Source organism: Veillonella parvula, from assembly GCF_945949885.1.
Classification (GTDB): domain Bacteria; phylum Bacillota; class Negativicutes; order Veillonellales; family Veillonellaceae; genus Veillonella; species Veillonella parvula_B.
The window spans coordinates 1-22,284 of sequence record NZ_CAMFFZ010000030.1 but is presented as its reverse complement, the minus strand read 5'-3'; the positions used below and the strand labels follow the sequence as shown (position 1 = coordinate 22,284).

Sequence of the window (22,284 nt, the reverse complement as noted above, 5' to 3'; positions counted from 1 at the left end):
TATTTCTTATCTCATGCTGCATAGGCTGTGTCACAAATGTTTGACTACTCTAGATAATGAAACAGTCTTAAGATTTGAGTTGCCTTGACTAAATGATAGTCTATTCGGTATAATTAATAAGCTAGAAACTAACTGAGGGCCTATAGCTCAGGGGTAGAGCAACCGGCTCATAACCGGTCGGTCCCTGGTTCGATCCCAGGTGGGCCCACCATTATGTTGACATCTACCGTCCTTGAGATTTCAAGGGCGGTTATTTTTATATGTAACTCATTTTGAGGCAACATAATAGAGATTATTTCAGAATAGTATTGTGTCTATAGATATGTAAACGAGAATAAATAAGTAAGAAAATAATCAAGAATTAGTAATTAAGAATAAATAATTAGTAATAGTAGAGGATGTTATGGAACCTAGACCTATGATGGAGCGCTTAGAAGCGGTATTCTCGATCGTACCAAAGGCGCGAGCCATTGCAGATATTGGTACCGATCACGGCTATTTAGCGGTAGAGCTCATCAATCGTCAACGCGCTGAATATGTCATTGCCGGGGATGTGCATAAAGGCCCATTAGAATCTGCAAGAGCATATGTTGAGTCTTGTGGATTAGCCGCTAAAGTAGATTGTCGTTTAGGCGATGGTCTTAAGGTGACAGAAAAGGGTGAGTTGAATGGTGCCATTTGTTGTGGTATGGGTGGCTTCTTAATGCGGGATATTATAGATGCGGGACCAGAACCATTAGAGTTCTATGTACTCCAACCACAGAATGGACAAAAAGAATTACGTCAATACATGGTTCAAAAGGGATATGTTATCGTTCTAGAAATCATCGTAGAAGATGCAGGTAAGCTCTATACAGCGTTTTTAGCAGTACGCAATGATTGTGTAGAAGCTTATACAGGTATGACTGAATATGTAGATGTTTATCAAGCGTTACCGAAAGATTCCTTGTTGTGGTCTGTAGGGGCTTTATTGGAACAAGACAGACCACCACTTTGGATGAAATATATAGAGTATTTAATATATCAACGACAATGTGCCTTGGAGGATATGACAGAGAAATTAAGTCATATTGATAAATATCAGGATTTAGAGCAGGAAGTTAATTTTCTTCGGAATCTTTTATAGAATAGAGAGGAAGTGATTTTATGACGACGGTTCAACAAATTATTACTGTAATGGAACAACTAGCACCCCGCTCCTATGCAGAGTCTTGGGATAATGTAGGTTTAATGGTGGGCAATCGGAATGCAGTTGTTACAGGTGTAGTGACTACGTTAGACGTAACAGAAGAGGCCGTAGAATATGCTATTGAAGAGAATTGTAATCTAATTATTAGTCATCACCCATTGATTTTTAAAGGTTTGAAACAATTATCCTGCGATACGGTACAAGGTCGCATGATTAATCAGTTAATTCAACATAAGATTGCCGTATATAGTGCACATACAAATCTTGATATCGCACCAGGCGGTCTCAATGATATGTTGGCGAAACAATTGGGCCTCACAGATATTAAGGGCTTTATTAAAACTGGTGAAGAGGTGCTCTATAAGGTGACCACCTTTGTACCTGAAAGCTCGGCTGATGCGGTTCGTTTGGCTATGGGCGATGCAGGGGCAGGTCGAATTGGTAATTACGAGTATTGCAGTTTCAGTACCCATGGTGAAGGGCGCTTTGTTGGTAATGAAGATTCTCATCCTGTCATTGGGTCAGCTGGTGCTTTGACAGTGGCTCCTGAGGTACAAGTAAATGCTATAGTCGATGGTACGCATTTAAGCGAAGTCGTAGCGGCTATGAAATCAGCTCATCCGTATGAAGAGGTGGCTTATGAGGTTTTAAATATAGTTGAGCCTACTAGTTCAACTCAATATCTAGGCCGGGTAGGTCGCTTGCCTAATGCATTAAACTTAGATTCTTTCCGTGAATGGGTACAAGAGGCTTTGCCTGATGCCAATATTCGCTTTGCCGGTGTTGCGCCAGAAACAATTCAATCCATTGCGCTATGCTCCGGAGCAGGTGCTGAATTTATTAAAGATGCTGCTCGATTACATGTAGATGCCTATATCACAGGTGATGTGAAGTATCATGAGGCGCAAATGGCTAAGGAATTAGGCTTACTCGTAGTTGATGCGGGTCATTTTGGAACTGAGTCTATAGTAGCGTGTGGCTTGCGTGATTATTTAATTTCTACAAGGCTTACTGTTCCTGTGAAAGCTTTTACAGAACAAAATGATTTCTTCTTTGTGTAATGATGCATTTTCTTGCAACAAATTGTTAGCTATGATAAACTGAATTGAAGCAAGTATGAAAGACGATTGCGAGTCTATAAGACTCGAGGAAAGTCCGAGCTCCATAGGGCAGGATGCCAGATAACGTCTGGCGAGGGTAACCTTAGGGAAAGTGCCATAGAAAAGGAAACCGCCACGTAAGTGGTAAGGGTGGAAAGGTGAGGTAAGAGCTCACCAGCAGTCTGGTAACAGGCTGGCTCGGTAAACCCCATCCGGAGCAAGACCGAATAGGGAAGGGTTAAGGGTGGTCCCGCCTACCTTCCGGGTTGTGTCGCTCGAGCGTGCAGGTGACTGTACGCCTAGAAAGATAATCGTCACCGCGCAAGTGGAACAGAACTCGGCTTATTGATTGCTTGCTTCTATATTTAACATATAATTGATAGTATATAAGATTGTAGATCTTTGTTAGGAGAACTTCATGGCAATTACAGCAATTACTAGTGTACAAGAATTTGATGAGAAAGTGCTTGGCGCTAAAGGTTTAGCTATTGTTGATTTTTGGGCTGGTTGGTGCGAACCTTGCACCGTTATGCGTCCAGAGATTGAAGACGTAGCAGAGCGTTTAAAAGGTCAAGTAGAATTCTTTAGTGTTGATGCAGAAGATAAAAATCTTCGAGGTATTTTGTTAAAAGAAGATGTTGATGGTATTCCATCCTTGGTATTCTTCCGAGATGGTAAAATGCTTGATTCCCTTGTGGGTTATAAAAAAGCAGATATGCTTGAGTCTCTAATAAAGGAAGTTATCTAATTAATTAATAATTAGGAATTCGTAGAAAATAAATAACATGAGGCTGTATATAAGGAAAGTTAATTTCTTATATACAGCTTTTTTGTTAAATTTTATAGTTTTCAAAAATGTTAAGTGATATACTAAAATAGTAAAAATATGATTGTCATCATGCTGGTTGAACTTCGTCAAACTGATAGAGTGAGCTCATAAAAATGATTTCTGTCATAAACGTTGTAGTTTATTAAGTAATATAATTATATTGCGCAAAGTTGTTGTAAGGAGGCTATATTCCATGAAGAATCGTATAAATAGTTTGTGGACACTCTTCCAAGAACGCCGTTTGAGTCGACGCACATTTATGAAATCCTGTGTAGCACTCACTGCTATTTTAGGTCTACCTCCAACGATGTTAGACACCGTTGTTAAGGCTGCCGAAACAACTGAATTACCTACGGTGATTTGGTTGCATGGTCATGAATGTACTGGTTGTAGTGAATCTTTTATCCGTTCATCCTCTCCCTTTACTTCTGATGTTATTTTGAACATGATTTCTCTTGAATATGATGATACTTTGGCGGCAGCGTCTGGTGCACCACTAGAGGAACATTTAGAAAAAATCATCAAAGAAAAAGCCGGTAAATATATCTTGGCTGTTGAAGGTGGCGTACCACTTGATGAAGATGGTGTTTATTGCACAGTAGGTGGACGTACATTTAAAGAATCCCTATTAGAAGCAGCTAAAGGAGCTGCAGCAATCATAGAATATGGTTCTTGTGCTTCTTGGGGTGGTATACAGGCTGCAAAACCAAATCCAACAAATACAGTTTCTGTATCTTCCGTTGTATCTGGTAAGCCAATTATCAAGGTCCCTGGCTGCCCTCCAATTCCAGAGGTTATGACTGGTGTAATCATGCACTATGCATTATTTGGTCAAATCCCACCTCTTGATGCACAAGGTCGTCCAAAACAATTTTATGGCAATCGTATTCACGACACATGCTATCGTCGTGCCTTCTTTGATTCTGGACTCTTCGTTGAAAAATTTGATGATGATGCATCTAAATCTGGTTGGTGCTTGTACAAGGTAGGTTGTCGTGGACCTCAAACATATAATTCTTGCGGTAATCTACGTTGGTGGAATGGTTTGTCCTATCCAATTCAATCCGGTCACGGCTGTATTGGTTGCTCTGAAAAGGGCTTCTGGGATAATGATGTGTTCTACAAACGATTACCAGATATTCCATTGGCTAATACTATCACAACTGCTGATACAATCGGTACAGTAGCTGCCGTTGGTGCCACTGCAGCGGTTATCGTTCATGGTGCAGCAACTCTTACGCGTAATAAAATTCTTGATATGAAAGAAGAAAAACGCTTAAAAGAACAAGGCTTATGGGATGAAAAGAAACATAATAATGGAGGAGGTCACTAATGAAACGCGTAGTAGTAGATCCGATTTCCCGTATTGAAGGTCATTTACGGGTTGAAATAAAAGTTGATGAAGCGAGTGGTAAAGTAGAGGACGCATTGTCTTCTGGTACTGCTTGGCGCGGTATCGAACTTGTTGCTAAAGATCGCGATCCTCGTGACCTTTGGGCGTTCGTACAACGGATTTGTGGTGTATGTACTACAACACATGCGTTGGCAGCATTACGTGCGGTAGAGGATGCAATTGGAATTACAATTCCTAAAAATGCAAATTATATACGTAATATCATGCATAGTAGTCTAGATGTGCATGATCATATCGTGCATTTTTATCATTTACATGCGCTTGATTGGGTTAGCCCGATAGCAGCTCTTAGTGCAGATCCTGCTAAAACCGCTCAATTACAAAATGATGTATTAGCAACTTATAATGTGAGCGGTTTAGCACCTGCGGAAACGGCATCAAAAGATTCAGCCTATCCTAAAGAGTTTCCTAAAGCTACTACAGCATACTTTACGGCTGTACAACAAAAGGTTAAAAAAATAGTTGAATCAGGCCAATTGGGGATTTTCTCCGCTCAATGGTGGGATCATCCTGATTATAACTTGTTACCTCCAGAAGTTCATTTGATGGCCGTATCTCATTATTTGAACATTCTTGATCGTCAACGTGATATTGTAATTCCTCACGTTGTATTTGGTGGTAAAAACCCTCATCCTCATTATATTGTAGGTGGTATGCCATGTTCTATCTCTATGAATGATATGAATGCCCCTATTAATACACAACGCCTTGCTGCCGTAGAGCAATCTATTGCATTGACTAAAGACTTAGTTGATAATTTCTACGTGCCAGATCTATTAGCTATCGGTAAAATATATGTAGAAAAAGGTATGATCGATGGTGGTGGTCTTGCGAAGAAATGCGTTATGTCCTATGGCGATTATCCTGATGATACGTACACTGGTATTTCTAATGGTGATTATCATAAGAAATGTATTGTTCGTTCCAATGGTGTTGTTGAGAACTTTGCATTAGGTGTAGATAAAGCAACATTCATCCCATTAGAAGGTAAAGACTTCATGGATCCTCAATACCTTAGTGAAGAGGTTGATCATTCCTGGTTTACATATCCAGATGGAACAAAAACACTTCATCCTATTGAAGGTGTTACTGATCCTAAATTTACAGGTCCTAAATCTGGTACAAAAGAAAAATGGGAATTCCTTGATGAAGATAAAAAATATTCTTGGATTAAATCTCCAACTTTCAAAGGGAAAACTGCAGAGGTTGGTCCATTAGCAAAATATATTGTTGTGTATACAAAGGTAAAACAAGGCATAATCAAAGACCCAACTTGGGCTGAATCTATGATTGTTCGTCAAATTGATACAGTATCTCAAGTATTGGGTGTACCAGCTCATGTATGGATGACTACTATGGTAGGACGTACGGCATGTCGTGGCCTTGATGCACAAGTAGCGGCAAATATTAGCCAATACTTCTTTAACAAACTTGTATCTAATATTAAAAATGGTGATACTGCAGTAGCGGATATGACTAAGTTTGAACCAAATACATGGGATAAAGATGCTAAAGGGGTTGGTCTTGTAGATGCGCCTCGTGGTGGTTTGGGTCACTGGATACATATTAAAGATGGACGCTCTGCAAATTATCAATGTATAGTACCATCTACATGGAATGCGTGCCCTAAAACTGCAGCTAATGAACATGGTGCCTATGAAGATTCCATGATTGATACACATGTAAAAATTGCGGATAAGCCACTTGAAATTTTGAAGGTAATTCACTCCTTTGATCCATGCCTGGCATGTGCAACCCATTTATACAATAAAAAAGGCGAAAAAATTATTTCCGTCAATACAGATGCATTGTGTAAATAAAGGGTGGTGGGCTTATGTTAATACATACTGACAAAAAGGCGTATGTCGTATTTAGTCTATGGCTGCGCATATTCCACTGGACTATGGTACTCAGTGTAACTGCATTGTTCTGGACTGGCCTATATATCGGCGATCCAGGCTTTGCTGCGATTACAGGTAACCCTGAACCAACCTTTGCTATTGATGGCTGGTTCTCTATGGAAACTATGCGGCGTATTCATTTCATTGCAGGTGTTATCTTAACATTCTCCTTTATTTTCCGTTTTGCAGGCGCTCTTTGGAACCGGGGAGATAGATTACTACCTAAATTCCGTCAAAAACGGTATTGGTACGGTCTTAAAGAAACAACATTGCACTATTTAATGATTCCTCAAAAACATGAACATCATTGGCTTCGTAATTCCTTAGCTAGAACTGCGTATATGATGGTATACATTATGTTCTTCTTTGAAATCTTAACGGGTTTTGCAATGTATTCGATGATTGACCCTAATGGTGTTCTAGGAATGTTATTTTCACCAGTGGTTACATTATTTGGTGGTGAATACAAAGTCCATGTTATCCATCACTACATTGCGTGGGGATTCTTGTTCTTTACTATTGTTCACGTGTATATGGCATTCCGAGAAGATGTTATGGAGGAATCGGGCGAAGTATCAGCTATGGTTTCCGGGATGAAATATTACGCTCATGATCCAATTGATATTGAAGACCTCAATGGTAAACGTCGTCGTGGGGAACGTATTGATAAACCATCTGGTACTACATACCGTCCAAGTGATCCTAATGATCCTAGAGAAAGAGAATTACAAGAAAATGATTAATACAAGTACTGATATCATCAGTGGCTTGGAACAATACGCGGACTCAGAGGGTCCGCGTATTGATTTAAACAGCCTTTATGATGATGGAGACAATGAAATTATCCTACTTGGAGTCGGCAATATTTTGCTTACCGATGAGGGATTAGGTGTTCATGTAGTAAAAGAATTGAAAGAAGCTTTCACATTTACGCCTGCAATTTCCATTATTGACGGTGGCACTATGGGAATGGAATTACTTACGTATATGCGTGGTATGAAGAAAATCCTTCTTGTAGACGCTATTAATGGCGGAGATGCTCCAGGAACTATATATGAATTTCCTCATAAGGAATTAGAACAATATTTTACGGAACATATTTCTGTACATGAAGTAGGAATGCAAGATATTTTACGTATTCGTGCTATTCAAGAGGATCCATTAGAAGATGCAGTGGTTATCGGTGTAGAGCCGGAATCATTGGAAATTGGTTTTGAACCTAGCGAGCCGGTACAATGCGCCTTGCCTGAGGTTAAGAAACGTGTTTTGAATGTACTACGAGAATGGGGCGTAGTAGCTGAGCCTAAAGCACAAAGTGAAAATTTCATATAGTATATAGATAGCTTATAGAATGTAAAGATAGTCTCTGTATAGGAGTATTTATGATTGAAAATTATGGTAATGTTCGCGCCGTTTTAAATGAGTTGCGTTTGGCTCTAAAGAATTTGCGTGAAACTGGTGAGACATATTCGATTTATATTGAAAAAACGGGTTTAACAGAGGAAGAACAAGTTGAAGTATTAGAAACACTTGGACGCGGTCATATTACGATTAACTTTAATGAAACTGATCAACCTGTAGAATGGTATGAATCACAATTTTCTGGAATCTGGATTGGGACTTATAAAAATGGTCGTGATGACTCAATTTTACATACCGTAGAGGTCGCTAAGTATCCAGTTGTAGCTGGTGCTTATATAGAGGATATGGAACTGGCGGAGGAAGATTTACAATCTTGGATTGATGCTGCTGGATTATAGTAAAGGAGACCCTTAACGGGGCTCCTTTTTATGAAGAATAGATGAAAATAGATATTTCCAGTAAATTTGTGATAAAAATACATATAAATTTTTGATTAATAGCTAATAAAGTCAGAAATAATCATATTTATTTCCCTATCATTAAAATAAATATTTTTTATAAATCGATTTATTGATTAGTTTTATAAATAAAATGGTATTACATTAATTTGCTATGGTTATATAAAAGATAAATGAAGTGTTTTATTGTGTTTTATAGAGAAATGGCTTATTTACTGGATTTATAAACGTTATTAGGCCTATTGTTAACCTTTGGCATTTGCCTTAATTTACTAATTAACATAGAATATGTGAGTAAAATACTTTGGAGGATTTATGTTACTTTCTATTGTAGTGCCTGTATATAACGAAGAGGAAAATATAGCGAACTTTTATAAAGCTGTAACTGATGTTATGTCAGGTCTCACGTATGATTATGAACTAATCTTCGTGGATGATGGATCTAGTGATTCGTCAGCTATGATACTGCGTGAAATTGCATTCAATGATAAACATGTTAAAGTGTTATTGCTGGCTCGTAACTTTGGGCATCAAACAGCACTTACATGTGGACTTGATTATGCTCATGGCGATGCAGTCATTACAATGGACGGTGATATGCAGCATCCACCTGCATTGATTCCTGAACTAGTTCGATTGTGGGAATCAGGGTATGATGTGGTGCGTACCATTCGCGATTCAACTGATGACGCTGGTTGGGCTAAATCTTTCACGTCTAAGTATTATTACAAACTAATGAACAAAATGGCTGATGTTCCTATTGTTGAAGGTGGGTCAGATTTCCGCCTCATGAATAGTAAAGCATTGAGCACGTTGAAACGATTTAGAGAACATGGTCGATTTTTGCGCGGTATTGTCGGGGCCTTAGGGTATAGACAAGCAGAGTTGCACTTTGTGGCACCACCTCGATTTGCAGGTGTCTCAAAGTTTAGTGTGCGTAAAATGATTCGATTTGCTCTCGATGGTGTAACCGCTTTTTCAAGGGTGCCTTTACGGGCGGCCTTGTATGTAGGTGTACTTTGTGGTGGAATGAGTTTTTTGCTCATCTTACATCTTTTGTATGTATATCTTACAGGACAAGCTTTGAATGGGTGGACAACCTTGGGCGTATCAATCTTGTTTATTGGTGGAATTCAACTCGTCGGACTGGGGATCATTGGCGAGTATGTAGGTCGTATTTTTGAAGAGGTGAAGCAACGGCCTTTGTATTGGGTTAAGTCAGCTATAAATTTTGAAGAGCATGAAGAGGCTCCGTTACTCGGACCAAGCAGTGCAGATATTTTTATGGCACCAGAGGCTTATACCAACAAAAGCAAAGAAGACTAGCTGTATTTGTGAATGCAAATAAATAGACGGTTAGTATATTTTGAATAAATAACTTACTTTAAAAGTTTTTTGGAAAGGAAGCATATGAAGTCAAAATATAGTAAGGTTAAAATAACGGCATTAACATTAACTTTTGTGTGTGCCACAACAGCCATGGTTGGCGCAACAACATTACAATATGGTGATAAGGGCAAAAGTGTTACAGCGGTTCAACAACAACTAATTAAACATGGCTATAATGCTACAGATAAAAATGGTGTATATGGTAAGGAAACGAAGTGGGCAGTTCGTTTGTTCCAACAAGATCGTGGCCTTCCAGTGGATGGTATCGTAGGTCCTGCTACGTATAATGCGTTGATGGGTGCTCCTCGTTCTACGAAGTCAGTATTGACTCAAAATGCAGCGACTAAAGCAGTAGCAACGAAATCCGCTTTTACAAACAGTAATGCGACATCCCGTCGTATCGCTGGTCAATCCATTAATGGCAAGAACGTTAAATTAAACAATATTACGAAAAATGAAACACCTAGCAGTATTCACGCAATCTTGGCAGAAGCTGACAAATACCGCGGTGTACCATATGTATTTGGCGGTATTACTCCAAGTGGCTTTGACTGCTCTGGTTATGTTAAATATGTATTTGAAAAACAAGGTATTTCCTTACCACGTTTGGCAGATGAACAGTATAACGTAGGTGTTGAAGTTTCTCGTGCGAACTTGAAAGCAGGGGATTTGGTATTCTTCGAAACATATGAACCAGGCCCATCTCACTCTGGCATTTATATTGGCGATGGCAAGTTCATTAGCGCCACTTCCAGTCGTGGTGTTGCAGTAGCAGATCTTGATACTGGCTATTGGGGTGAACGTTACATCGGCGCAAAACGCGTTGTACGCTAATTTAATAACTAGCTATAAAAGAGGCTATACGAATCAATTTTGTTTTGTTGATTTGTATAACCTCTTTTTTTTATTATTTACGATTTAACTAGCATTGATTAAATTTGACCTTTACTTTTATTGTAAAAAATATGGATTAAAATTTATATCTTTCACGGTCTGATTGGATTGGTGTGAAAGTGCGTGAATTCCGCATAATCTCAATGTTTTTGATAGATTTTATATCGTTTTTGAGTTATAATGAAGAGTAAATAATTTTAGGAGGAATATACACATGAAGGGTAATGAACTGCGTCAAGCATACTTGCAGTTTTTTGAAAGTAAAGGACATTTAAAATTAGATAGTTTTTCTCTTATACCAGAAAACGATCCGTCTTTGTTATTGATCGGGGCAGGTATGGCGCCATTGAAGCCTTTCTTTACAGGTAAATTGGTACCTCCTTGTCGTCGTATTACAACATGCCAAAAAAGTATGCGTACCGGTGACCTTGAAAACGTAGGGCGTACAGCACGGCATCATACATTCTTTGAAATGTTGGGGAATTTCTCTTTCGGAGACTACTTTAAAAAAGAAGCTATTCATTGGGCGTGGGAGTTTTTAACTGAGGTTATTAAACTCGATAAAAATAGATTATATGTTACTGTATATCCAGATGACCAAGAGGCATATGATACATGGCATAATGATTGTGGTGTAGAAGAGAGCCATATCACGCGTCTCGAAGATAACTTCTGGGAAATTGGCGAAGGCCCATGTGGTCCAGATAGCGAAATCTTTTTTGATCAAGGTCCTGAACATGGTTGTGATGACCCTAATTGTGCGCCAGGCTGTGATTGCGATCGCTATCTTGAAATTTGGAACTTAGTGTTTACTCAATTCAATAAAATGCCAGATGGATCTTATGAACCATTACAACATAAAAACATCGATACAGGCGCCGGTCTTGAACGATTGGCTTCCGTATTACAAGGCTGTAAAACAAACTTTGAGACCGATTTAATTTTCCCAATCATCGAAGCCACTGCAAAACGCGCTGGTGTTACATATAACGAAGATCCAAATACAGATGTTTCTTTAAAAGTTATCGCTGACCACGCTCGTGCTGTCACTGCATTGATCTCCGATGGCGTATTGCCATCGAACGAAGGTCGCGGCTACGTATTGCGTCGTATTTTACGCCGTGCTGTACGTCATGGCCGTTTACTTGGTATTGAAGGTATCTTCTTAACACCACTTATTGATGTAGTCGTAGACATTCTTGGCCCTGGTATTACATCTATTGCTGAGAAACAAGACTTCGTTAAACGCGTGGTTCAAAACGAAGAAGAACGCTTTAACCAAACCTTGGAACAAGGTCTTGAGTTATTAAACTCCTTAATCGATACATTAGCCGCTGAAAAGGCAACTGTAGTTCCTGGTTCTGAAGTATTCAAACTATATGATACCTATGGATTCCCTTGGGAATTAACAGAGGAAATCGCTTCTGAACGTGGTTTTACAATCGACCATGAAGGCTTTGACGCTGCTATGAAAGAGCAACGTGAACGCGCTCGTGAAGCCCGTGTTAAAGAAGATGCAAAGGTAGCAACACCGGATATTACATTCTTGAAAGACGAAGAACTTCTTGAGGACGAGGCTGTAGAAGCATCTTCTGTATTGATGATAGGTAAAGGTGCTGAACGTTTACAAACAGCTGCTGACGGTGATGAAATTACTATCATCGTACGTACGACTCCATTCCATGCAGAAGGGGGCGGACAATTAGGCGATACAGGCTTTATTGTAGGCTCAATGGGTAAGGTAGAGGTTCATAACACTAAACGTTTACCAGAAGGCACTGTATACCATATCGGTACTGTTGTAGAAGGCTCCATCTCTGAAGGTGATGATGTCACTCTTGAAGTGGATACAAATCGCCGTGCAGCAATGGCTCGCAATCATACAGCGACCCATTTGTTACATGCTGCTTTGAAACAAATCTTAGGTGAGCATGTAAACCAAGCAGGTTCTTTAGTAACTCCAGATTACTTGCGTTTCGACTTCACCCATTTCTCCCCTGTAACACAAGAGGAACTTGATCAAATCGAAGCTCTTGTAAACGAAGAAATTTTAAAAGCTACGGACCTAGCTATTGCTGAAATGTCCATGGATGAAGCAAAAGCAAAAGGTGCTATGGCGCTTTTCGGTGATAAATATGGCGATGTGGTTCGCGTTGTTGAGGTCCCAGGATTCTCCGTTGAATTGTGTGGTGGGTCCCACGTAGGAAATACCGCATTCATTGGCTCCTTCCGCTTAACTTCAGAAGCTGGTATCGGTTCTGGTGTACGTCGTATCGAAGCGATTACTGGTCGTGCAGCTCTTGATGCAGCAAAACAAGATCGTTTGACTATTGAACGCATGGCAAGCGAACTTAAAACTAAAGCCCCTCAAATAGAAGAACGCTTACACCAAGTATTGACGGAAGCTAAAGACACAGTGAAAGAATTAGAACAAATTCGTAAAGAAGTTTCTGCTGCTGGCGCAGCTGATATCATTGCGGGTAAAGTTGTAGTAGGTGATGTTGAATTTGTTGCTGCCGCTGTAAAAGCGTCCTCCATTGATGAATTGCGTGATTTAGCTGATATGGGCCTTGATAAAATGAATGGATCTGGTGTGATTCTTGTAGGCGCTGCTATGGGCGATGATAAGGTAAACTTTGTATGTAAAGTATCTAAAGATGTCGTTGCTAAAGGTGCAAAAGCAGGTAATATTGTTAAAGCGGCAGCTCAAGTAGCTGGAGGTAATGGCGGTGGCCGTCCAGATATGGCACAAGCAGGTGGTAAAGAGCCAGCTAAATTAATGGAAGCATTAAAAGCTGGTGGTGAAGCCTTAAAATCTATGTTACAATAGGCATATAATTTTATAATTATACTTGTATCTGTTATAGAAATTTTTTATAATGCATAAAAAGTTACTGACTTTGTAGCTTTAATTCAAGTATAATAGTAGGTGAGATTCCACTTTTATGGTGAAATCTGCCAATGTAATAAAAAGGAGGGATACGATGAACGTTTCAGATGAAACCATGTTATTCCGTAAAGTAGACGATGAACCGATGACCGCTGAAGAGGTGCTTACGCGTGTTTATCAATCTATTCAAGAAAAAGGTTACAATCCAATTAATCAAATCTTAGGGTATCTAATCTCTGGAGATCCTGCGTACATAACAAGTTATAATAATGCGCGTTCCGATATTCGTCGTTTAGAGCGTGATGACTTGATTGAAGAATTGTTGAAAGAATACGCAAAGGCTAAACAACTATAATGAGAATTATGTCATTAGATGTAGGCAGCCGTACTATTGGTATTGCCTGTAGCGATGCACTGCTCATGACAGCACAAGGTATTGAAACCATTCGTAGAACATCTCTAGAAAAAGACTTTAATCGCTTACAAGAACTCATTTCTGAATATGAAGTACATGAACTTGTGGTAGGTATGCCGAAAAATATGAATGGTACAAAAGGTGAACGGGCTGAAAAGACTGAAGAATTCGTTGCAAAGATGAAGGAAGTCATCGATTTACCTGTTACATATTGGGATGAGCGGTTATCTACTGTTATGGCTGAACGTCAACTCATTGCGGCTGACGTGAGCCGTAAAAAGCGTAAATCCGTTATCGATAAAATGGCAGCGGTTGTAATTTTGCAAGGATATTTAGATCGCTTGCAGTTTAATAAATAAGTATTTTCTTTAAGGAGGGTTTCCAATGGTTGACCAAAATTTTGAAGGTGAAGTGTATTATTTGGAATTCGAAGACGAACATGGTAATAAACAATACTTCACAGAAGATGTTATCTTGAGTCATGAAGGTCAAGAGTATGCCGTTCTTGTGCATGTACAAGATGAAGATGCTGATCATGAAGGTCAAGATGACACGTACATGATCTTGGCTCGCATCGAAACAAACGAAGAAGGCGTAGAAGAATACGTACCTTTGGATGAAGAAGATGAAAACTTTGAAACTCTAGTAAAATTGTATGAAGACATGAATGAAGACGAATAATCGTCTTTAGCATAAATTTAGCGTATTGTCAGTGGACAATGCGCTATTTTTATTTTGTTATACATTATCATTGTTGTACAAAGACGAGACTTCATTTATGTTAAAGGCATAACAAATTCACAAAATTAATATATTGCATAAAATGTAATAAGCGTAATCATTGCCCTTTTATATAGGGGAAATATAGAGTTTATGGTATAATAAATTGGTATACTGTTATGTTACAGAAAGGAACTCAATAACGTGAGAAAAGCCTTAAGATATATTTTGATCCTAGTTATTGTAGGTATATTAATTATTGGTGGAGGCCTTGGTGCATTGTACTTTGTACCGAATACCTTTGCTCAAGATGATGGAACACAAGTAGTCGTTATAGAAAAAGGTCAAACGGGTACTGAAATTGCAGATATGCTTTTTGAAAGGGGGCTTATTCGCTCAACTCAAGGCTTTAAGCTTTGGTTATACTTGAGTGGTACCAATGATAAGCTTCAAACTGGCCATTATCAAATACCTAATAAGGTAACTGTGCACGAACTCATTTCTTTGTTACAAGAAGGTCATGTAGAATCTATTCGTGTTACAATTCCTGAAGGCTATACAGTTGGAGATATCGCTATCGTTCTTGAAAAGAATCAAATCATGAAGGCGAAGGACTTCTTGGCTGAAGCTAAAGCTTATGTACCATACCCATACATGAAAGGCACAAAACCTGCTACATATCCTGTAGAAGGCTTCTTGTTCCCAAGTACGTATGAAATCCCCGTAGGGGCTACACCTCGTGATGTTATTCAAATGATGGCTGATGAAATGAATCGTTATCTCACACCAGCTGTGAAGAAACAAATTCAAGCTCAACATATGAGTATTCATGACTTTGTAACCTTGGCGTCTATCGTTGAACGAGAGTCTTTATTTGATGCAGACCGTCCAACCATTGCAGGGGTATTCAAAAAGCGTCTAGCTCATGGTATTCCATTGCAATCTGATGCGACTATTTCCTATGTACTTGGTTATGCAAAGGAAAATGTAACGATTGGTGATACACAATTGCAAAGCCCATATAATACTTATGTATCTAAAGGTTTACCACCAGGACCAATTGCAAATCCTGGTAAAAAAGCTTTAGATGCAGTATTACACTCTGAAAATACAGATTATTTATACTTCGTAGCAGATAAAGAGGGGCATAATCATTTCTCTAAATCATATGAAGAACATTTAGCAGCGGTTAATAAAATTTATGGCGCTGACACAGTAAAAAATTCTTCTGCTAATACTGAAGTAGCTGCACAAGCTGGTCCTAACTATGACGTAGCAGTAGCGACTACAGAGCCTAATTATAATTATAGTTCTGCAGAAGCAGTGGAAGCAGATTCTCAATATGTTGATGTAGAGCCTAGTTATAAATACACACCAACTACAGTTCCAGCGGCTGAGGTCCCAGATCCTGTACCAGGTTCAATACAAAATCAATCATCGACGCAAGTTACGCCAACTGCTCCATCTTATGGAAATAATACAAATACCAATACGTATGTACCAACGACGACACCTGTACCTGAATCGATGCAGAACGTTATTCCTAATGCACAACAAGTACCACAAATTCAGGTAGAATCTGCAAATCCGGCTGAACGCTCTACGTTGGTAGTTCCTAGTGGTACTAACAATAGATAATGTAGGAGATTTAATCTACTTTCATGATATTAAATGATATTTTAAATGAACAGCGTATTTACGCGATGATTAATGATGTGCCGATTTTACGAGAATCTGAGGTTCATCTATTTGAAGAATTAATAGGTTTATACCGGCCCACCTCTGTGTTAGAGGTGGGCACAGCCATTGGTTACTCCGCTTTGTTGATGGCACCATTACTCGACGAAGAGGAAGGGCATATTACCTCCATTGAATTGGATGATGTGCGCTATGAAATGGCGAAATACTATATTAACCAATCCGATTATACCGATAAAATTACATTGCTGAAAGGTGATGCGTCTCAAGTCTTAACGGAACTCACAGGCGAATACGATCTAGTGTTTTTAGATGGACCAAAGGGGCAATATTTAAAACAACTTGAACTTATTCTGCCACATGTGAAAGAAGGGGGCGTCATTCTTGCAGATAATGTACTCTTTAGAGGCTATGTAAGGGGCGATAAGGAACCGCCAAAACGGTTCAAAACTATCGTAAAACGGTTACAAGAATACTTAACATATGTTGAAAATAAAGAATTGTTTAACACCACCATTTATCCCATGGGTGATGGTATGAGTGTGAGTGTGTGGAAAGGGCACAACAAATAATGGCAGAACATTTTATGGAATTGCTTTGTCCTGCAGGTAATATGGACAAGCTTAAAATGGCTATTCGCTATGGTGCGGATGCCGTATATTGCGCAGGCAAACGCTTTGGCTTGCGCGCAGGTAACTCTAATTTCTCCGATGAGGAATTAAAGGAAGCTGTAGAATTCGTACATGCTCATGGTAAAAAACTCCATGTTACATGCAATATTATTCCTCACAACGAGGACTTCGAAGGCTTAGAGGATTATTTGAAATTCCTTGAAAGTATCGGTGTTGATGCTATCATCGTTGCCGATATGGGTATCTTTAGCCTTGCTAAGCGCGTAGCTCCAGGTTTAGAGCTTCACGTAAGTACACAAGCTTCTACTACGAATTGGCATACAGTTCAGATGTGGAAAGAACTTGGTGCCACACGTGTTGTAGCGGCTCGCGAAGTATCCTTAGCAGACCTTAAAGAAATGAAGGACCATGTAGATATTGAAATTGAGTCCTTTGTACATGGTTCTATGTGTATCTCTTACTCCGGTCGCTGCTTATTGTCTAACTATATGACAGGTAATCGCGATGCTAACCGTGGTCAATGTTCTCAATCTTGCCGTTGGAAATATTCTCTTGTAGAATCTAATCGACCTGGTGAATATTACCCAATCGAAGAAGATGAACATGGTACCTATATCTTTAACTCTAAAGACTTGTGCTTGATTCACCGCATTCCAGATCTTTATGAAGCTGGTATTGATAGCCTTAAAATCGAAGGGCGTATGAAATCAGTTCACTATTGTGCCACAGTGGCAAAAGTATATCGTACAGCGATTGATACATATCTTAAAGAAGGTAAAGATTGGTATGTTCGTCCAGAATGGATTGCAGAATTAGAGAAGATTTCCCATCGTCCTTATACAGATGGCTTTGCAGAAGGTCGTCCTGATGAAACGGCTCAAAACTATGGTAAATCTACGAATACGCAGAGCCATGACTTCATCGGTTTAGTTATGGGCTACAACGAAGAAGAAAAATACGTTGATCTTGAACAACGTAATAACTTCAAGGTGGGGGATAAGGTAGAATTCTGCCAACCGAAAGGGGAACTCGTTGAAACTGTTATCGAAAAAATGACAGATGAAGATGGCAATCCTATCGATGTAGCACCTCACGCACAAATGAAAGTACGTATCTATATGGATACACCACTTGAACCGTACTCCATGATGCGCCGTGAGTGCAAACCTAAAGAGGATGAATAGTTAAAAAACTGGTATCGAAGACTAATTAAAGTCTAAAAGATAGTTACTATTTAGAAAAAGATAGATACTATTTTCAAAATGGTAGTAAGCCTATTAGCTATATAAGATAGTCCATCTAGTTTAGTTTATAAAAATCTAAATGATATAATGGTGATGCGAAGGAGGATAATTTATGAGCGGTACAGCCTTAGAGCCGAGTAAATCAATCGGCGCATTTTCAGATGTACCTGATTTAGCCACCTCTGGAGAAGAAGCGTATGTGTACTTTCACATTGATCCTAAACATACGAATTTCATAAATCGCATCATTGAAGGCTATGAATATTTAGGTGTTATGACCTCTGTAGATGTGAGTGGGCGCTGCATGTTGCGCTGCACTCCATCTACACGGCCCTTGGCGCTTGAAGTATTAAGTAGCTTATCCGACTATGTCACTATAGAAGTTTAAGTATAATTTTGATTGTAAATCGTATGAGGGAATTTAATTACTCTACTAGATTTACAATTACATCAAATGTATACGAATTGTAGAGAAATGAGAGTGTATCTATGAAACAATCTATTTTGAAACGCACATTATTAACAGCTTGCCTTGGAGTATCTATGGCAGGTGTAGCTATGGCGGGTCCTGTAGGCCCTGTAATCATTCCTCAAGCAGGGGATGTGGTTGTTATCAACCATGGTCCTGATATGACTTTCACAGGGAATATCAATTTTGATGTGGAAAGCCAAACTAACAACAATTTACAAATTGGTTCTACTGTGATTCCTAATGTGGTATATGGTGCGGCTTTTAATAAGTCTGGCGCACCAGATACAATCATCCCAGCTCAAACGTATGTATATGTAGGCACAAAAGACGGGGCGAATGCGTTCACAGAAGCTAGCGATGCAGACAAAAAAGGGGCAAGCTGGAATGTGGAAACATTGAAGAAAACTAAATCTGGCGATGTACAATTGGCGAGCCGTGGCGTGCCTGAAAAACCATTGGCTAACCAAGTGGCGACCATTAAAGATTCCATTATGCTTAGCGCTGTAGACCTCAGTACTACAGAGGTGGGCCGCAATAGCAAGGGCGTTTTATATATGACCGTGCCTAAGGAATTGAAATTGACTGCTGACACAGGTATTCCTGATGATGTACGTGAAACGATGCCAGCCATGTTCCGGGGCAAAATGGGGGACTCCCTCATGGTAAACCTCATGCCTCTAAATGAGGAAGAGAAGCAACAATTAGCGGCAAATCCACATAATGCGAATACTATCGTATTCAACCGTGGTATGAACATGGCAAAAATGATTGGTTCCTCTGCGCGTACAAGTAAGGTGTATACATACATGAAGGACCATTATTTGAACCTTGTTATTGTAGCGAAAGATTACGATGATAACGGTGCTCGTGGTAGCGGTGTTATGATGGTATCTAAACAAGATAACTCTAATGACGTGCTCTTAACACTCTACAAAGGTCCAGACCTTTCTACTAGCAAATTGGAAAAAGTAATTGGTGCTATGTTGTCTACAAACTTCAAACGTTAATTTATAAATAATGCATATAAAATGGCTCGAGATTCTGATATGTTCCGCCTTTACTGGTTGTCTAGTAAAGGGGAGCATATCATTCTCGGGCCGTTTTCTTTATAATATAAATGTATTAATATAAATGAAGAGAAGATTTACAATTTATGGATTTAAAAAATTACAATTTATAGTTTTCAAGAAATTTACAGTTAAACTGTATTGAATTTTTTAGTCCTCTATGATACTATAATCTAGTAAAAGTGATGCAAAGGACATGATTCTTTTATCCCTGTGTACCAGAGAGAGGCTGATGCTGGAAATGCCTTACACATATATTAGAGTTACCCCCTTTAAACTGATTTGTCGAACCTAAGTAGGCAAATACGGTCGCCACCGTTATCGGGCTTAATGAAGTGAATTAACTATACACATATATTGGTATAGGTAGTTAACTAGGGTGGAACCGCGAATGATCTTCGTCCCTTGTTTGTAGGGATAGAAGGTCTTTTTTTATTACCCAATTTCTACAAGCTAATTACTCAATGTTTATGTATTGTGTGGTAAGTAGGTATATTGGTGAAAGTAGAAAATCAAAGCTATCCTAGTTTATAAATTGGAGGAAAGAAAAATGGCAGATGTAAAAATCATTTTACCTGATGGTAGTGCAAAGGAATACGCTGCTGGCACTACTCTTGGGGAAGCAGTAAAACAACTATCTAACAGCTTGGCTAAAAAAGTACTAGCTGCAAACGTAAATGGTGAATTAACAGACCTTCGCGAAGAACTTGTAGATGGCTCTGAAGTTGCGTTCTTAACATTTGAAGATGAAGGGGGCAAACATACTTTGCGCCATACAGCTTCTCATATCTTGGCACAAGCGGTAAAACGCTTATGGCCTAATGCCAAATTGGCAATCGGTCCTGCTATCGATAAGGGTTTCTACTATGATATCGATATGGAACATACTTTGACTCCTGAAGATTTGGGTAAAATCGAAAAGGAAATGAGCCGTATTGTAAAAGAAAATTTATCGATTACTAAATCCGCTATGCCTCGTCAAGAAGCTATCGAATTCTTTAAAGCTAAAAATGAAGATTACAAGGTAGAATTGATTCAAGATCTTCCTGAAGATGCCGTAATCTCTTGCTACTCTCAAGGCGATTTCATCGATCTTTGTGCAGGACCTCACGTGGCATCTACTGGTAAGGTGAAAGCTTTCAAATTACAAAGCATTGCAGGTGCATACTGGCGTGGCGATGAAAAAAATAAAATGTTGCAACGTATTTACGGTACAGCATTCGAGAAAAAAGAAGAACTGGATGCATACCTTCACATGCTTGAAGAAGCGGCTAAACGAGACCACCGTAAGCTTGGTAAAGAACTTGGCTTGTTTGTTATCAAAGAAGAAGGTCCTGGTTTCCCATTCTTCTTGCCAAAAGGCATGGCTCTTCGCAACGAATTAGAAAACTTCTGGCGCGAAGTTCACCATGAATTTGAATACGAAGAAATTCGTACACCAATCATCTTGAACAAACAATTGTGGGAAACATCTGGTCACTGGTTCCATTACCGTGAAAATATGTACACTACAATCATCGACGAAGAAGAATATGCAATTAAACCAATGAACTGCCCAGGCGGTATCTTGGTTTATCAAAACGAAATGCATTCTTACCGTGACTTCCCATTGCGTTACGCTGAACTTGGTCTAGTTCACCGTCATGAATTATCTGGTGCATTACACGGCTTGTTCCGGGTACGTGCTTTCACACAAGACGATGCTCACGTATTTATGTTGCCATCCCAAATGCAATCTGAGTTGATGAAAGTTATCGAATTATTCGACCGCATTTATAGTCAATTTGGCTTGAAGTACCATGTGGAATTATCCACTAAACCAGACAATGCTATGGGGGATGATGCGATTTGGGAAGCCGCTACAGAAGCATTGCGTAATGCTATCGAAGCAAAAGGCATTCCATACGTAATTAACCCTGGTGATGGTGCATTCTACGGTCCTAAACTTGACTACCATATTGAAGACTCCTTGGGCCGTACATGGCAATGTGGTACTATCCAATTGGATATGAACTTGCCAGAACGTTTCCAAATTGAATATGTTGGCGAAGATGGTCAAAAACATCGCCCTATTATGATTCACCGTGCATGCTTCGGCTCCATGGAACGTTTTATCGGTATCTTAACTGAACACTATGCAGGTGCATTCCCAATATGGATGGCTCCTGTACAAGTTAAAATTTTGCCTATCTCTGAAAAACACGTTGAATATGCTAAGGACTTGGCAAAACAAATGCACCGCGACTATGTACGTGTGGAAGTAGACGATCGCAGCGAAAAAATCGGTTATAAAATCCGCCAAGCACAAATAGCAAAGGTTCCATACATGCTTGTTGTGGGTGATAAAGAGGTCGAAGAAGGCACAGTTAACGTTCGTAAACACGGTGGTGACGAATTGGGCTCAGTTCCATTTGACGAATTCTTCAATGCAGTTAAAATTGAGATCAAGGAACGTAACTGACAGGTTGATTTAATGGCCGATATATTACTCTTATCGTAAAATGACTAAAAGAAAGTCCTGCAATCTCTATGGTCATAGAGGTTGCAGGACTTTTCATTGTACGCCGAATAGGCATGACTAAACCCCCAGTTAAACTGGGGGTCAGTAAA

Annotated in this window: 20 protein-coding genes, 1 tRNA gene, 1 other RNA gene and 1 other annotated feature; all 22 genes read left to right on the top strand. The window is 39.3% G+C overall.

Going from position 1 to position 22,284, the window contains the following annotated elements; genetic code table 11:
• Nucleotides 1-136 precede the first annotated feature (136 nt).
• The 22 genes from Q7O55_RS08385 to thrS all read left to right on the top strand — a co-directional run bounded on the left by Q7O55_RS08385 (nt 137) and on the right by thrS (nt 22,135).
• Nucleotides 137-211 (top strand) — tRNA-Ile (locus Q7O55_RS08385).
• A 192-nt stretch (nt 212-403) separates the two neighbouring features.
• Nucleotides 404-1,126, top strand: coding sequence for a class I SAM-dependent methyltransferase (locus Q7O55_RS08380; RefSeq protein ID WP_303929710.1), 723 nt, complete (start codon nt 404-406; stop codon nt 1,124-1,126).
• 20 nt (nt 1,127-1,146) lie between these two features.
• Nucleotides 1,147-2,250: a Nif3-like dinuclear metal center hexameric protein gene (locus Q7O55_RS08375; protein WP_303929708.1), complete on the top strand. Its 1,104-nt coding sequence runs from the start codon at nt 1,147-1,149 to the stop codon at nt 2,248-2,250.
• 49 nt (nt 2,251-2,299) lie between these two features.
• Nucleotides 2,300-2,650: RNase P RNA component class A (gene rnpB / locus Q7O55_RS08370), an RNA gene on the top strand.
• Between the two features lie 57 nt (nt 2,651-2,707).
• Nucleotides 2,708-3,037 carry a co-chaperone YbbN gene (locus Q7O55_RS08365; RefSeq protein WP_205112493.1) on the top strand — a complete coding sequence of 110 codons (330 nt, stop codon included), beginning with the start codon at nt 2,708-2,710 and terminating at the stop codon, nt 3,035-3,037.
• A gap of 274 nt (nt 3,038-3,311) precedes the next feature.
• Nucleotides 3,312-4,451, top strand: coding sequence for a hydrogenase small subunit (locus tag Q7O55_RS08360; RefSeq protein WP_105086644.1), 1,140 nt, complete (start codon nt 3,312-3,314; stop codon nt 4,449-4,451).
• Nucleotides 4,451-6,352 carry a nickel-dependent hydrogenase large subunit gene (locus Q7O55_RS08355; RefSeq protein ID WP_303929705.1) on the top strand — a complete coding sequence of 634 codons (1,902 nt, stop codon included), beginning with the start codon at nt 4,451-4,453 and terminating at the stop codon, nt 6,350-6,352. The genes Q7O55_RS08360 and Q7O55_RS08355 overlap by 1 nt, the downstream gene beginning before the upstream one ends.
• A gap of 14 nt (nt 6,353-6,366) precedes the next feature.
• Entirely contained in the window at nt 6,367-7,176 is an 810-nt protein-coding gene (gene cybH / locus Q7O55_RS08350; protein ID WP_303929704.1) for a Ni/Fe-hydrogenase, b-type cytochrome subunit, read from the top strand.
• The gene (locus Q7O55_RS08345) at nt 7,169-7,765 is read left to right on the top strand and encodes a HyaD/HybD family hydrogenase maturation endopeptidase (RefSeq protein WP_303929703.1); all 597 of its coding nucleotides are present in this window, start codon (nt 7,169-7,171) and stop codon (nt 7,763-7,765) included. Before cybH ends, Q7O55_RS08345 begins: the two co-directional genes overlap by 8 nt.
• A 50-nt stretch (nt 7,766-7,815) precedes the next feature.
• Nucleotides 7,816-8,193, top strand: coding sequence for a hydrogenase expression/formation C-terminal domain-containing protein (locus Q7O55_RS08340; RefSeq protein WP_008714244.1), 378 nt, complete (start codon nt 7,816-7,818; stop codon nt 8,191-8,193).
• A 375-nt stretch (nt 8,194-8,568) separates the two neighbouring features.
• A complete protein-coding gene (locus Q7O55_RS08335) occupies nt 8,569-9,579 on the top strand; it encodes a glycosyltransferase family 2 protein (RefSeq protein ID WP_303929702.1) in 1,011 nt (336 codons plus the stop codon).
• Nucleotides 9,580-9,663: 84 nt separating this feature from the next.
• Entirely contained in the window at nt 9,664-10,476 is an 813-nt protein-coding gene (locus Q7O55_RS08330; RefSeq protein ID WP_303929701.1) for a C40 family peptidase, read from the top strand.
• A gap of 274 nt (nt 10,477-10,750) precedes the next feature.
• Nucleotides 10,751-13,366 carry an alanine--tRNA ligase gene (gene alaS, locus Q7O55_RS08325; protein ID WP_303929700.1) on the top strand — a complete coding sequence of 872 codons (2,616 nt, stop codon included), beginning with the start codon at nt 10,751-10,753 and terminating at the stop codon, nt 13,364-13,366.
• A gap of 154 nt (nt 13,367-13,520) precedes the next feature.
• Entirely contained in the window at nt 13,521-13,781 is a 261-nt protein-coding gene (locus tag Q7O55_RS08320; protein ID WP_004696366.1) for an IreB family regulatory phosphoprotein, read from the top strand.
• Nucleotides 13,781-14,200 carry a Holliday junction resolvase RuvX gene (gene ruvX, locus Q7O55_RS08315; RefSeq protein ID WP_004696363.1) on the top strand — a complete coding sequence of 140 codons (420 nt, stop codon included), beginning with the start codon at nt 13,781-13,783 and terminating at the stop codon, nt 14,198-14,200. The genes Q7O55_RS08320 and ruvX overlap by 1 nt, the downstream gene beginning before the upstream one ends.
• A 25-nt stretch (nt 14,201-14,225) precedes the next feature.
• Nucleotides 14,226-14,522 (top strand): DUF1292 domain-containing protein, encoded by a 297-nt coding sequence (locus tag Q7O55_RS08310; RefSeq protein ID WP_303929698.1) that lies wholly within the window; start codon nt 14,226-14,228, stop codon nt 14,520-14,522.
• Nucleotides 14,523-14,765: 243 nt separating this feature from the next.
• The gene (gene mltG, locus Q7O55_RS08305; RefSeq protein ID WP_303929697.1) at nt 14,766-16,199 is read left to right on the top strand and encodes an endolytic transglycosylase MltG; all 1,434 of its coding nucleotides are present in this window, start codon (nt 14,766-14,768) and stop codon (nt 16,197-16,199) included.
• A gap of 23 nt (nt 16,200-16,222) precedes the next feature.
• Nucleotides 16,223-16,831 carry an O-methyltransferase gene (locus Q7O55_RS08300; RefSeq protein ID WP_012864558.1) on the top strand — a complete coding sequence of 203 codons (609 nt, stop codon included), beginning with the start codon at nt 16,223-16,225 and terminating at the stop codon, nt 16,829-16,831.
• Entirely contained in the window at nt 16,831-18,075 is a 1,245-nt protein-coding gene (locus Q7O55_RS08295; RefSeq protein WP_303929696.1) for a U32 family peptidase, read from the top strand. The genes Q7O55_RS08300 and Q7O55_RS08295 overlap by 1 nt, the downstream gene beginning before the upstream one ends.
• A gap of 172 nt (nt 18,076-18,247) precedes the next feature.
• The gene (locus Q7O55_RS08290) at nt 18,248-18,523 is read left to right on the top strand and encodes a DUF4911 domain-containing protein (protein ID WP_303929694.1); all 276 of its coding nucleotides are present in this window, start codon (nt 18,248-18,250) and stop codon (nt 18,521-18,523) included.
• 101 nt (nt 18,524-18,624) lie between these two features.
• Nucleotides 18,625-19,614 carry a hypothetical protein gene (locus Q7O55_RS08285; protein ID WP_156697623.1) on the top strand — a complete coding sequence of 330 codons (990 nt, stop codon included), beginning with the start codon at nt 18,625-18,627 and terminating at the stop codon, nt 19,612-19,614.
• 236 nt (nt 19,615-19,850) lie between these two features.
• Nucleotides 19,851-20,083 (top strand) — a binding site (T-box leader).
• A gap of 141 nt (nt 20,084-20,224) precedes the next feature.
• Nucleotides 20,225-22,135, top strand: coding sequence for a threonine--tRNA ligase (gene thrS / locus Q7O55_RS08280; protein WP_303929690.1), 1,911 nt, complete (start codon nt 20,225-20,227; stop codon nt 22,133-22,135).
• Nucleotides 22,136-22,284 lie beyond the last annotated feature (149 nt).